Source organism: Streptomyces sp. NPDC006365, assembly GCF_042870755.1.
GTDB classification, from domain to species: domain Bacteria; phylum Actinomycetota; class Actinomycetes; order Streptomycetales; family Streptomycetaceae; genus Streptomyces; species Streptomyces xiangluensis.
Map to the genome: position 1 here is coordinate 12,568 of NZ_JBIAHS010000004.1, position 13,059 is coordinate 25,626.

The 13,059-nt window shown below is 71.2% G+C and carries 9 protein-coding genes; 6 read left to right on the forward strand and 3 right to left on the reverse strand.

The annotated features are described in order from the left end of the window. Positions 1-292: 292 nt before the first annotated feature. The 6 genes from ACFYO0_RS13145 to ACFYO0_RS13170 all read left to right on the forward strand — a co-directional run bounded on the left by ACFYO0_RS13145 (position 293) and on the right by ACFYO0_RS13170 (position 8,147). Positions 293-3,589 (forward strand): family 78 glycoside hydrolase catalytic domain, encoded by a 3,297-nt coding sequence (locus ACFYO0_RS13145; protein WP_388674312.1) that lies wholly within the window; start codon positions 293-295, stop codon positions 3,587-3,589. 392 nt (positions 3,590-3,981) lie between these two features. After that, positions 3,982-4,542, forward strand: coding sequence for an RNA polymerase sigma factor (locus ACFYO0_RS13150; protein ID WP_388674314.1), 561 nt, complete (start codon positions 3,982-3,984; stop codon positions 4,540-4,542). Then, the gene (locus ACFYO0_RS13155) at positions 4,539-5,357 is read left to right on the forward strand and encodes a zf-HC2 domain-containing protein (RefSeq protein ID WP_388674316.1); all 819 of its coding nucleotides are present in this window, start codon (positions 4,539-4,541) and stop codon (positions 5,355-5,357) included. The genes ACFYO0_RS13150 and ACFYO0_RS13155 overlap by 4 nt, the downstream gene beginning before the upstream one ends. After that, positions 5,354-6,187, forward strand: coding sequence for an ABC transporter ATP-binding protein (locus ACFYO0_RS13160; protein ID WP_388674318.1), 834 nt, complete (start codon positions 5,354-5,356; stop codon positions 6,185-6,187). The genes ACFYO0_RS13155 and ACFYO0_RS13160 overlap by 4 nt, the downstream gene beginning before the upstream one ends. Continuing rightward, positions 6,184-7,575, forward strand: coding sequence for a hypothetical protein (locus ACFYO0_RS13165; protein WP_388674320.1), 1,392 nt, complete (start codon positions 6,184-6,186; stop codon positions 7,573-7,575). The genes ACFYO0_RS13160 and ACFYO0_RS13165 overlap by 4 nt, the downstream gene beginning before the upstream one ends. After that, complete coding sequence (locus ACFYO0_RS13170) at positions 7,572-8,147, forward strand: hypothetical protein (RefSeq protein ID WP_388674322.1); 576 nt, start codon at positions 7,572-7,574, stop codon at positions 8,145-8,147. The genes ACFYO0_RS13165 and ACFYO0_RS13170 overlap by 4 nt, the downstream gene beginning before the upstream one ends. A 588-nt stretch (positions 8,148-8,735) precedes the next feature. On the opposite strand, the gene ACFYO0_RS13175 is transcribed toward ACFYO0_RS13170, so the two are convergent. The 3 genes from ACFYO0_RS13175 to ACFYO0_RS13185 all read right to left on the reverse strand — a co-directional run bounded on the left by ACFYO0_RS13175 (position 8,736) and on the right by ACFYO0_RS13185 (position 12,886). After that, complete coding sequence (locus ACFYO0_RS13175) at positions 8,736-10,142, reverse strand: APC family permease (RefSeq protein ID WP_388674324.1); 1,407 nt, start codon at positions 10,140-10,142, stop codon at positions 8,736-8,738. A 775-nt stretch (positions 10,143-10,917) separates the two neighbouring features. Beyond that, positions 10,918-11,277: a hypothetical protein gene (locus tag ACFYO0_RS13180; protein WP_388674326.1), complete on the reverse strand. Its 360-nt coding sequence runs from the start codon at positions 11,275-11,277 to the stop codon at positions 10,918-10,920. A gap of 154 nt (positions 11,278-11,431) precedes the next feature. Further along, positions 11,432-12,886, reverse strand: a complete 1,455-nt coding sequence (locus tag ACFYO0_RS13185) for a VCBS repeat-containing protein (RefSeq protein ID WP_388674328.1) — start codon at positions 12,884-12,886, stop codon at positions 11,432-11,434. Positions 12,887-13,059: the final 173 nt, after the last annotated feature.

Sequence of the window (13,059 nt, forward strand, 5' to 3'; positions counted from 1 at the left end):
ACGGTCGCGAGGGGCTCGACGCCCTCAGCGCTCGATTCACCAACGATCCCGGCAGTCAGGCCACCGGCGGCACTCGGGGAAGGCCTCGCCACGACATGACCGGACGCCGCGACGCCCTGGCGGGGAGCGTCTCCTACCGCCCCTCCAGGCACACGGCACTGACCGTTCCCCCAACCTCCGCTGTAACACACCTTGTTGGGCGCCACTCGCGTACATAACATTGCCGACAAGAGATTTGAATCGTTTCAAGCACAGTTTCGTTGTCCGCGACGACACAGCGAGCGAGGAACGCATGGGCCAGTCCTGGAACCGAAGACTCTTCCTGAAAGGTACGACCGCGGGCGCGGGTGCCGGGTTAACCGCGTTGTCGGCCGCCCCGGCGACGGCCGCCGGCCCAGCGGAGCCGGAGGCGGAGGGCGACCGCGCCGGAGCACTCCGCGTCGAGCGCACCACCGTCGAGTACACCGAGCGGCTCCTGGGCACCGACGTCGAACACCCCCGCCTCGGCTGGGAGTTGTCCGCTCCGGGGCGCGGCGCCCGGCAGAGCGCGTACCAGATCCAGGTGGCCCTCGGCCCCGGGGAGCCGGCGAAAGGCGCCTGGGCCGGGGCCGGGCTGGCCTGGGACTCGGGGAAGGTGGCGTCCGACCGCAGCGTGGGCGTCCCCTACGAGGGGCCCGAGCTGCGCCCCCGTACCCGCTACCACTGGCGGGTGCGGGTCTGGGACGGTGCCGGGCGGGCTTCGCGCTGGAGCGGGACCGGCTGGTGGGAGACAACGTTGTCGGACGCCGACTGGCAGGCCGCGGGCGCCCGCTGGATCGGCGCGGATCCGCCGCCGCAGCCACCCGCCCTCTCCGGGGCCTCATGGATTTGGTCGCGAGACGCCAACTCCTCCGACGCCCCCGTGGGGCCGTGCTGGTTCCGGGCGGGACTGCGACTGCCCGAGGGCACGGCAGTGCGGCGGGCCACGGTGGTCGCCACCGCCGACGACGACTTCACTCTCCATCTCGACGGCCGGCAGGTGCTGCACGCACCGGAGCAGCAGGACGGCTGGCGCACCGGCCGTGCGGCCGACGTCACCGAGGAGGTCCGTGCCGCCGGTGGTCTCGTGGTGCTCGCCGCCCGTGCCACCAACCGCCCCGGCGCCTCCGTGAATCCCGGAGGCCTGCTGGTCCGGCTGGTCGTCGAGACGGAGGACGGCGGCCCGCACGAACTGGTCACCGGGCCCGGCTGGCGCGTCTCCGTGGACGAGCCCCAAGAGGGCTGGCAGCACCCGGAGTTCGACGACGCGGCCTGGGCCGAGGCCGCCGTGCTCGCCCCGTACGGGCAGGGGCCCTGGGGCAGCGGAGTGAGCGTCGCCGTGCCGGAGCAGCCCGCGCCGCTGCTGCGCCGTGCCTTCACCGTGCGGCGGCGGATCTCCCGGGCCCGCCTCTACATCAGCGGACTCGCCTACTACGAGGCCGAGATCAACGGACGCAGGGTCGGCCGGCAGGTGCTCGACCCCGCCTTCACGGACTACGACGAGACCGTGCTGTACGCCGTCCACGATGTCACCGAACTGCTCAGGCGCGGCGAGAACGCCATCGGCGTCACCCTCGGCCGCGGCTTCTTCGGCATGACCACGCCCAACGTCTGGAACTGGCACCGCCCGCCGTGGCACGGCGAGCCCCGGCTGCTGGCCCAGCTGGAGATCGACCACCCCGACGGCTCCCGCACCACCGTCGCCTCGGACGGCGAGTGGCGGATCACCGAGGGGCCGACCCTGTCCAACTCCCTCTACGCGGGCGAGACATACGACGCTCGCCGGGCCCCGCGCGCCTGGTCCCGTCCCGGCTTCGACGACAGCGGCTGGCGGACGGCGGGTGTGCAGCAGGCTCCCCGGGGCGCGCTCAGGGCGCAGCCGCACGATCCGATCGAGATCGCCGAGACGGTACGGCCGACGGGCATCTCCGAGCTCCGCCCCGGGGTGTACGTGGTGGACATGGGCCGCACCATGGCGGGCTGGACCCGCCTCACCGTCCGCGGCGCCAAGGCGGGCACCGCCGTCCGCCTCGTCCACGGCGAGAAGTTGAAGGCCGACGGAAGCGTGCAAGCCGAGACCGGCCATGTCCCCGGCCGCTTCCAGACCGACGAGTACATCTGCGCGGGCGGCGGAGAGGATGAGGTCTGGGAGCCGAAGTTCTCGTACAAGGGCTTCCGTTATGTGGAGATCCACGGCCTGCCCGCACGCCCGTCCCCGAAGCAGGTACTGGGGCGGCTGGTGCACACCCGTGTCGAGGAGGTCAGCTCCTTCGCCTGCTCGGAGCCGTTCTACGAGTGGCTGGACGGTGCCATGCGCCGCACGCTCCTCAACAACCTGCACGGCATCCCGACCGACACCCCCATGTACGAGAAGAACGGCTGGACCGGCGACGCCCAGGTCGGGGCGCCGGTGATGGCGTACGCCTTCGGGGTGCACCGCTTCCTGTCCAAGTGGCTGGGCGATCTGGCGGACAGCCAGAACGGCGAGGGGCAGCTGCCGGTGATCGTGCCGAGCGGCGGCTGGGGATACCAGGAGCTGGCCCCCTCCCCCGAGTGGACGACCGTCCACCCGTTCGTCGTGCGTGAGTTGTACCGGGTGTACGGGGACGAGCGTGCCGCCCGCGAGCACTGGGCGACGCTGACCCGGTATCTGGACTGGGAGCTGGCCCGGCTGCGGGACGGGCTGGCGGTCACGGCGCTCGGCGACTGGGTGGCGCCCGGTTACGAGATTCCCCCGGAGGACACCCGGCTGACCGCGACCGCGTACCTCCACCGGGCGCTGCTGAACGCCGCCGAACTGGGCGAAGTGCTGGGTGACGGCGAGGCCGTGAAGCGGTACCGGGAGGCGGCCGAGAAGCTGAAGACCGCGTTCAATGAGGCGTTCCTGAGTCCGGAGGGCCACTACCGTACGGCGAAGGACCCCGGCTACCGGCAGACGTCCAACGCGATTCCGCTGGCCTTCGGCCTCGTACCGGCCGGCGCCCGCGCCTCCGTGGTGGACAGCCTGGTCGCGGACATCGAGGCGCGCGGCAACCATCTGAACACCGGCTGCCTGGGCACGAGTGTGCTGCTGAGGGTGCTGTGTGCCCACGGTCGCCCCGACGTGGCACACGCCGTCGCGACGCAGCGGACCTATCCGAGCTGGGGGTACTGGCAGGCCAACGGCGCCGACACCATGTGGGAGATGTGGCCGCTGGACTCCCGCTCCCGCGACCACTACTTCCTGGGCACGGTCGCGCAGTGGCTGTACGAGAACGTGGCCGGGCTGCGTCCCGGGGACGCCGGCTACCGCACCTTCTCGGTGCGCCCCGACGCCCGTACGGGAGTGAACTGGGCCCGTACCTCGATCCGTACGGTGCGCGGAGAGGCCGCCGTGTCCTGGTCACGGCTGGACCGGGAGCTGCGGCTGTCGGTGCGGGTGCCGGTGGGCTCGACGGCCGAGGTACATGTGCCGGGAGGGGCGCGCGCCCGGGTGGCCGCGCCGGATGGCGCGGAGTTCCTGCGCAGCGACCCCGCGTTCGTCGTCTTCCGTGTCGGGCACGGGGAGTGGGCCTTCACGGGCCCGGTGTGACCGATCCGACGGCGTCGCGGACGGTGCCCGGTCTCGAACCACCGCGGGCGAGGGCCTCGGTGGCACGTCACTGGACGTTGCACAGTGAACGGGCACGGCCCGACCGCACTCGGGGCCGCGGCCACCGGCCGCCGACGCCGTCGCCGTCGCCGTCGCCGTCGCCAAGGGGCTGCCGCCCGCGCGGACACCTGCGATCCGTCCGCGAGACATCTCCACGTCCGCGCCGCAGTTCCCCTCGTCGTCCTTTTGTCTGTCGCAGGCACTGGAGAGGAACTCGGCGCGCTGCACGGCCGTCGGGCCGAGGTGTGCGCGCCGAGGTGTGCGCGGCCGAGCATGTGACGGGGATCACGTAAAGGGGAAAACCGACAGTCCGGGCCCGGCGTCTAGCGGGTGTGAGATCAGTCAGGAAGGCACCGGGCGAGCTGGACGAGGAGCGTCTCGTCCAGCTGGTGGCCACGGGTGACCGCGCGGCGTTCGAGGAGCTGTACCGGCGCACCGCGCCGTGGATGGCGGTGCGCCTGCGCCGTCGCTGTGCAGACGAGCAGATCGTCGCCGAGGTCATGCAGGAGACGTATCTGGCGGTGTGGCGCGCGGCGGGCGCGTTCGCGGGGGCCTCGGTGGGCGGGACGGCCGTCGGATGGCTGTGGACGATCGCGGCTCGCCGCCTCGTCGACGCCTTCCGGCGCAGGGCCCACCATGCCGAGCCGCCGCCGGCCGCCGCTCTCCCCGACGCGGCGCCCGCCGCCGAGGAGGAGGCGCTCGCGGCGACCGTCGACGGGGACGTCGGTGACGCGCTGCGGCGCCTGGCACCGGAACTCAGGCAGGTACTGCAGGCCATGGTGCTCGACGGGTTGTCCGTCCGGGAGACCGCGGTCCTGCTCGGGCTGCCCGAGGGCACGGTCAAGACCCGTGCCCGCCGGGCACGGATCGCGATGCGGAGGGCGCTGGCATGAGTGTTGAACACGCATCGATGCGGGTCATCGAGGGTTACGCGCGCGGCGGCACGGACCTCGCCACCGACGAGGTGTGGGCCGTAGAGGCTCATCTGGAGACGTGCCGGGTGTGCCGTGACCGGCTGTCTGCCGCTGTCGGTGCGGAGGTGCCGGCCGTGGCGTCGCTGGTCGACACCGTGTGGTCCGGCCTCGAACCCCAGCTGGCGGTCACCGCCACGATGCCGCGCGAACGGCGCTGGTCGGCGCGGCTGTCGAGGTGGATGACGCCCACGATGGTGCCGTGGCTGGCCATGGTCGTGGGCGTGACGCTGCTGGCGCTGCTGCTCGACTTGGTCGACACCGGTTCCGGCGAGGTGTCGCTGGTGCTGCTGTTCGCGCCGGTCCTGCCCGTGCTCGGCGTGGCGGTGTCGTGGTCGCGCGGTCTGGACCCGGCGTATGAGTTGACGGCCTCGGTGCCCAGGGCCGGGCTCTATCTGGTCCTGCGGCGCACGGCGTCCGTGCTCGGTGTGGTGGTCCCCGCGCTGCTGGTCGGTGGATGGGCGACGGGGGTGATGGTGGCCCAGTGGCTGCTGCCCTGTCTGGCCTTCACCGCGACCACCCTGGCGCTCGGCGGTGTCGTCGGTATTACCCGCGCCGCCGTCGTGCTGGCCGCCGTGTGGGCCGCCGTGGTCGTGGCGCCGACCCTGGCCGCCAGCCGTATGACCTTCGCCCTGCAGACGGGGGTTCTGCCTGTGTGGGGGCTGATCCTCGGGCTCGGCGTCGGTGTCGTGGTCGCCCGCAGGGGCGCGTACTGCGTGCTGGGAGCCCATCGATGACCGTCGGAAAGGAACACCACATGACATCCGCGGTGAACGCGGCCGACATCGCACCGACGACCTACGCCTCGGAGATCCAGGCCACCGGGCTGAAGGTCAGGGTCGGCAGGAAACGGATGGCCGTCGACGGGCTCGACCTGTCGCTGGGCACCGGCGTACACGGTCTGCTCGGACCCAACGGGGCGGGCAAGACCACTCTCATCCGGGCCCTGGCCACCGTGCTGCGCCCCGCCGCGGGCACCCTGGAGCTGCTCGGCGAGTCCGCGGGCGGCATGGGCGACCATCGTGCGCTGCGCCGCCGGATCGGCTATCTGCCGCAGGAGTTCGGTTACTACAAGCGCTTCACGGTGCGCGAGTTCGTCGAGTACATGGCATGGCTGAAGGAGGTGCCCAAGGCGGACATACCGGCGGCGGTACAGCGCGCCGTGGAGCGGGTGGGTCTGGCGGACCGCGCCGACGACCGGATGAAGTCGCTGTCGGGCGGCATGGTGCGGCGGGTGGGCATCGCTCAGGCCATCGTCAACGATCCGTCGATCCTGCTGCTGGACGAACCGACGGTCGGCCTCGATCCCGCGCAGCGGCTGCGCTTCCGCGAGCTGCTGCTGGAGCTGGGTACGGACACCTGCGTGGTCGTCTCGACCCATCTGGTCGAGGACGTCGCCGCCGCCTGCACCGACGTGGTCCTCCTCGCCGAGGGGCGGCTGGTCTTCCAGGGCCCGCCGGACGAACTGGCCTCGGTGGGCGGCCCGGAGCACGAGGGTGGCAGCCCGCTGGAGCGCGGCTATTCGGCCATGCTGCTCAACCCCAAGCAGGGAAGGGGCACTTGGTGAACGTCCGTGTTCTGCGCATCGAGCTGAGACGCTCCGTCGCCCCATGGGCGGGCACCGTGGTCCTGACGAGCGCACTGGCTTTCCTGTACCTGGTGAACGCCGAGTGGTGGAGGGGCACCACGGCGTGGACGGCCCAGTGGACGTCCATGGCCCTGTGGACCCGCTCCCTGCTGTTCTACCTGTGGCCGCTCGCCGTGGGGCTCGGGGCGCTGCAGGGCCTGCGCGACCACCGCTCGAAGATGTCCGAGCTGCTGGCGAGCACGCCCCGGCCCGCCCGGCACCGCGCGGCCGCGCTGGCGGGCACGACGGCGGTCACGCTGGCCTCGGCCTTTGCGCTCCTCGTCCTCGTGGGCGCGGTCCAGGTGCCCGCCAACACCGAGTACACGCACCTCGGGTGGCTGCCGATCTCGCTGGTGGGGGCACTCTCACTCGTCGCGGGGGCCGTGCTGGGCATGGGGGCCGGGCGGGCCCTGCCGTCCGTGCTCACACCGCCCGCGCTGGCCATCAGCGCCTTCGTGTTCACGGCCCTCATGCACATGTCGTTGGGCCGGACGGAGACGGACACGGCGATGGGGATCCCGAGGACGGAGCCGAACCAGGTCTCGCTGCTGTCACCGGAGGTGGAGGTACCCCATGTGCTCGTCACCCTCTCCGCCTCCGTGCACGTCGGGCAGACGATCTGGCTGCTCGGCATGGCCGCGACCGGTTTCGCGCTGCTGGTCGCCGCGACCTCGCGCGCCCGGCTGATCGCCCTGGCGCCCGTCCTGGCGGGCGCGACGCTCGCCCTGCTCGTCCTCCCCTCCGACCCACGCCGGATGTATGTCGTCGACGAGGCCGCCGCGGAGTTGGTGTGCGACGGGCCGGTGTGCGTGACCAAGGCGCAGCAGGCGCGACTCGCCGACCTGGCGGATCCCGGTAAGGAGGCGCTGCGCCTGCTGCACGGCGCACTGGGCGGCCGGGCGCCGGTCTCGGTCCGGGAGAACTCCGCCGTACTGCCGGAAGGCTCCACGCCTCAGTGGTCCCGCAGGACCGTGCTCTTCGACTTCGACGACGACATCATCGCCGCCGCGAAGGGCGAGGAGCTGACCTGGGCCCTGATCGCCAAAGGCATGGTGCCAGGGTGCACCCCCGTCGGCTGGTTCGGCGCGGGAGACGGCGTAGCGCAGACCGTCGCGGTGGGCTGGGTCGTCGGGGACCTCAGGTCGCTGCCCGGCACACAGTCGGCAAGCCCGGGCCGCGAGGTCGACGCCGAGGCCCGCCCGATCTGGAAGGAACTCAAGGCGCTGCCGCGGGCCGAACAGCTCTCGCGGATCAACGCGATGCGCGCCGCCGCGCTCTCCTGCAAGGGCGACGTGTACGACGCGCTGAAAGACGGTGCGTCCGGGTGAGATGGCTGATGCTGTACGCGCGATCGCGTCAGGTACCCGCCTCGCTCGCCGCGGTGGTGATCAGCACGCTGGCGGCGTGGGCACTCGCCTGGGACGGGGGCGAGGGAGCCGGTGATCCGCTGCTGCCCGTACTCGTCCTCACTACGGGGGCGATGGCAGCCTCGATCGGGCTCAGCGGGCAGGACCTCGCGCTGGACCGGACGGCCGCGATCTGCTGGGTGACCCGCAGGGCGGCGCACGTGCTGCTCGCCGGCGCGGTCGTCGCCGCCGTGCTACTGACGGCGCAGACGATGGGGAAGGACATGGCCACCACCGCGTTCGTCGTCCGGGACAGCGCGGGTCTGATGGGACTGGTCGCCCTGGGCGCGGCGCTGTCGGACGGCCAGTACGCATGGACGCTGCCGTTCGCCTGGCTCTCGTTCTCGGCCTTCGCCCCGCCCCCGACGAGTGCGCCGATGCAGGTGGCGACCTGGATGCTGCTGCCACCCGGCACGGCAGCGGGCACCTGGACGGCCCTGGTCCTCACGGTCGCCGGCACCGCGGCCTACGCCTTCGCGGGACCAAGGCGGTAGCCGGACCGCCTACCGCGTGAAAGCGCGAGGCCGGCTGGACCGGTGGGCCAGTCGTGCACCACAACCGCACCGTTGGCTTCCGGCCTCCTCCCTGTGGTGCGGCTCGGGCTCCGAGATGACGGAGGCGCCGTTCGCAGGAGCCGACCGGTTGGTGGCGTGACGGGAGCTGGGGAAGTGGTGGGAAGGGTGGCAGGGGACACCCGCCACGATCACTCGCACCAAGCGTCCGAGGACGCCCGCGCCCCCACGGTCTTCCATGCGGCGCAGGGCGGGAACGTGATGACCGACGACGGCGGAAGCCCACGGCACCCGAACCCGTCAGCGCCGTGGGCGTCTTCACTCCTGCTGGTCGGCCGGAGGGCTGATCAGTGGACCTGCGACTTTCCACCGCGCGTCAGGGGAGGTGGCAGGTGACCACGGCGCGGGCGGGGACTCAGGTCGTTGTCCAGTCCTGTTCGGGCCGTTCCGCCTTGCTCCGGCCGCGCAAGCGGCACTCACACGGGAGTGGCACTCCGGCTGCCGCATGGTCCGAAGCACCCGCGGCCTCCTTCGCACCCGGTCGTTACCGGGCACGAAGGGATCCCGCGGTCAGCGGGCGGCGACGGCGGCGATGAGGCGCTGTTCGGCGTCCTCGCCCGCCGCCACCTTGGGCAGCCGCCACATGAAGAACGCGCCGACCAGCCACCACACGCCGACGATCACCCACTCCGAGGGCCAGATGAGGGCCGCGGGCATACCGGGCAGGTAGAGCACGCCGAGCCCCAGGCTGCACACCAGCGCGGCGACACCGACGGCCGGTCCGGCCGGGGTGCGGAACGGGCGCTCCATGCCCGGCTCCCGGCGGCGCAGCACCAGGAAGGACAGCACGACGACGACGTAGGCGACGACGATGTTGATGCCGCCCGCGTCGACCAGCCAGACCAGCATCGGCCGTCCGAAGAACGGGGCCAGTACCGAGAGAGCGCCGATGAAGAGCACGGCGTTGGCCGGGGTGCGGTACTTCGGGTGCATCTTGCCGAACCAGGCAGGGATCATGCGGGACTCGGCCATGGCGTACAGCAGTCGGCTGCCGCCGATGAGGAAGGCGTTCCAGCTCGTCAGGATGCCCGCGATGCCACCGATGACCAGGACGTTGCCCATGGCCTGGCTGTTCCACAGGGCGGCCATGGCGTCGGCGGCGGCGAGGTTGGACTCGGCGAGGGCGGAGGCGCTGAGACCGGAGCCCACGGTCAGCATGATCATGACGTACCACGCGGTCGCACAGAGCACGGAGATCACCAGGAGCCTGCCCACCTGGCGGTACGGGAGCTTGATCTCGCCGGCTGACTGCGGAATCACGTCGAAGCCCACGAAGAGGAACGGCACGGCGACCAGCACCGTGAAGATCCCGTCCATGCCCCCGCTGACCATCGGCTCCATGTTGTCGGCGGAACCGCCCTTGAGGGCTCCGACGAGCAGCGCGGCGCCCGCGCAGAGCAGGAACAGCACGGCGATGGTCTGGAACACCGCCGCGGGACGTATGCCGATGTAGTTCACGGCCGTGATCGCGATCGCGGCGATCACGCCGACGGCGACCCAGCTCGCGTAGACGTCGTAGTCGGCGATCGTCCACATGCGGCCCACGAGCATGTCGGGGAAGAGGTTGACCATGCTGTGCGGCAGCGCGACGGCCTCGAACGCGGCGACCGACACATAGCCGAGGACCATGGCCCAGGAGGCCAGGAAGGCGCCCCGGCCACCGAGCGCGCGCAGCGCGTAGTGGTGCTCCCCGCCGGCGTGCGGCATGGCCGAGACCAGCTCCGCGTACGCCAGCCCGACGAGCGTGACGACCACGCCGCCGATGGTGATGGCGATCGCCGCGCCCACCGGCCCCGCGTCACTGATGAAGCCGGAGGTGAGAACGATCCAGCCGAAACCGATCATGGCCCCGAAGGCCAGTGCCAGAACGTCTCCTCTGCCGAGCACTCTGAGGAATCCGCCGTTGTTGTCCGTCATTCGCCGATCCTGCCTCTCCGGGGGTTTCACGCGTCGCGAGAGACAGCAGTGCACCGGGTGCAGGACAAAAGGACCAGCTTCAGGATGTATAACTTTGATCGTATACTTATCCGGTTCGATGAAATTCCTGGTCAGCAGCTCGGTGCCCATGAGTGAGCCGCACACCGGAAACCCCACGGACCCGTTTCGGTAACCGCGCAAGACTCGGTGAACCGGGCTCCACGACGGACCCGATCCCGGCAGTGTTGCGGGCCGGAACGCTGCCGCACACCGCACAAGCAGGTGCACGACATAACCCGTAACTGTTAGAGACCCATGACCCGCACCTTCAGGGTGCGCACTACTCCCCTGGAGCCGGCGACGGTGCCCGGTGGTGAAGGCGAGTGCGAGCCGGGGAAAGGGCGGTGGGGTACCGGATTCCAGGCGTACCACCCATTCGGGCATGCGGCACGCGCTCCGAGCCCGTACCGTGCCCCGGATGTCCTTGAACTCGTAGGCGCCCCACTTCGTACCGGTGAAGGGTTCGACGGTGCCCACCGGTGTTCCGTCGAAAGCCAGCAGCGTGTAGTGGCCGGGCGAGTCCTTGTCGGCGCTGCGGATGACGTGACCGTTACCGGAAGGGTCCCAGACCACCAGCTCCGGCACGGATTTCCCGGCGCGGCGCTTCTCGACCCGGAACATGGGCTGTCCTGCAGGGGAGCGGACCTCCCAACATGTCACCTTCACTCCTGCAGCCTGACCAACCCGTGACGCGGCATGCGCGGCAAAGCGTCCCTCAGCCTTCCCGAGGTTCGACTGGGCAGGCTTTCCGGGCACCTGAATCCTTGCGTGCCGCGAGCAGGAACAGGACCGCCGCGGCGGCGGTGAAGCCGAAGCCGACGTTCATGCAGACCATGACCGTCTCGATGGAGGCGTCGGCGATCCGGGGGATGCCGTTGACGAGCATGAGGGCGTAGATGCACAGAAGGCCGTAGGCGCGAAGCCGCAGCCCGCCCTGTCGCTGCCGCATCCACGGCGGTGTCCACCCTGCCAGTATCGCCACCGACAACGGCAGCACGAGCGCCGTGGACACTGCCAGCGCTATCCAGTGGTACAGCGGATTGCCGTTCACCCCGCCCCCTTCGTAGGCGATCACCAGCCTACGGAGGATCGGCGAGGCCCGTCCATGCCGAACACCGCGAGCTTACGGCGAACCCATCCGGTCAGAGCACTGGCGCACGGCTCCTTCGGTTTCCGGATACGCAGACAGGCCCGACCGTGAGCAGACGGGCCTGTCGGGAAGTGGACGGTCAGTCGGCGAAGTTGTGGCCGAACTGCGGGGCCCCGCTGGCCGAGATGCCCACGGTGGAGGTGTAGATGCCGCTGGAGGCGGACAGGGAGCCGTCGGCGCCGGAGCGCAGGGCGTAGACCGCGCCGTTGCCGCCGTTCTCGCCCAACGCGCCGACGACCACGTCCGCGCGGCCGTCGCCGTCGAGGTCGGTGAGGCGGACGTCGGAGCCGAAGAGGTCGTTCGTCTCGTTGGAGTTGGGTACGCCCGGGGTGTCCTGGCTGAGGAACCTCGCGCCCTGGCCGGTGATGCCGGAACCGTCGGCCGCGCCGTACAGGACGGTGGCCGCGCCGGTGTCGGCCACCCCCGCGAGGTTCTCGCCCGGGGCGCCGACGACCAGGTCGAGGTGGCCGTCGCCGTTGATGTCGCCGAGGTCGATCTCGTCGGCGAAGGAGTCGCCGGACTCGCTCGCGCCCGGGACGCCCGCGCTGTCCTGCGTGAACGTCCGCGTGTCGCCGTAGGCCGGGCCGTCGGCGGTGCCGTGCACAATGTGCGCCGTGCCGCCCGTGTTGGCGCCCGCGACACCCTCGTCCCAGCGGATGCCGATGACAATGTCGCCGTAGCCGTCCTCGTCGGTGTCACCGATGTCGGTGATGATGCCGGCGGGCAGCCTCTGCGCGCCGTTCCCTGTGGCGCCGCTCGCGCCGCCGGGCAGCCAGTAGTTGGCGTTGTAGTCGTCGTCGGTGGCATAGCCGTTGACGATCAGGTCGTCGGTGCCGTCTCCGTTGATGTCGCCGGAGTGCAGGTTGAGCGGGCCGCCCCCGTCGGCGGCACCGGCGTAGATGGGTGCCTGTGCGGTGTAGCGCCCGCCCGTGGTGCCACTGGTGCGGCCGAAGCCGCCACGGTGAATGTCGATGGTCGAGCCACTGGAGCCGAGGGCGATGTCGTCCTTGCCGTCGCCGTCGAAATCGCCGGCCTCCAGCGTGCGGCCGAAGTAGTCGTGCTTGGTCGGACGCGGGTCGGTGAGGGTGGTGCCGCCCTCCAGGCCGCTCGCCGAGCCCCAGAGAATCGCCGCGGTGCCGCCGTCGGTGTCCCCGCCGACGTCCTCGCCCGGGGCGCCCACGGCCAGGTCGTCGTAGCCGTCGCCGTCGAAGTCTCCGTACGCGGTGTCCGCTCCGAAGTAGTCGCCCTGCTCGGCGGTGCCCGGGACGCCGGAGGTGTTCTGACTGATGGTGGCGTAGCGGTTGCCGGAGGCACCACCGTAGACGACCGTGACCGTTCCGGCTCCCGACCGGCCGTTGACATGGGCGGGCCCGGCGGAGACGGCCACGTCACCGTAGCCGTCGGCGTTGAAGTCGGCCTGGGCGATGGTCCGGGTGTCGGCCGCCGAGGCCGTGCCCGTGGCGGTCACGGCCAGTCCGCCCGTGAGGGCGGCGACCGTGGCCACGGCCAGAGCGGTACGGATGCGTCTGTGCATGCGGGTTCTCCTGGGGCAGGCGGGTATCGCGGTCGATGAAGCGGCACACCGTCCACATATGCCTGGGATTTACCTGGGGTTTGCGAACAGTTGGCTTTCAGGAGACTCGCGGTGGGGGCGAAGGGTTGCATGTGAGTTCTGGAATCTGCGGGGTCTGAAGGAGCGGGCAGCAG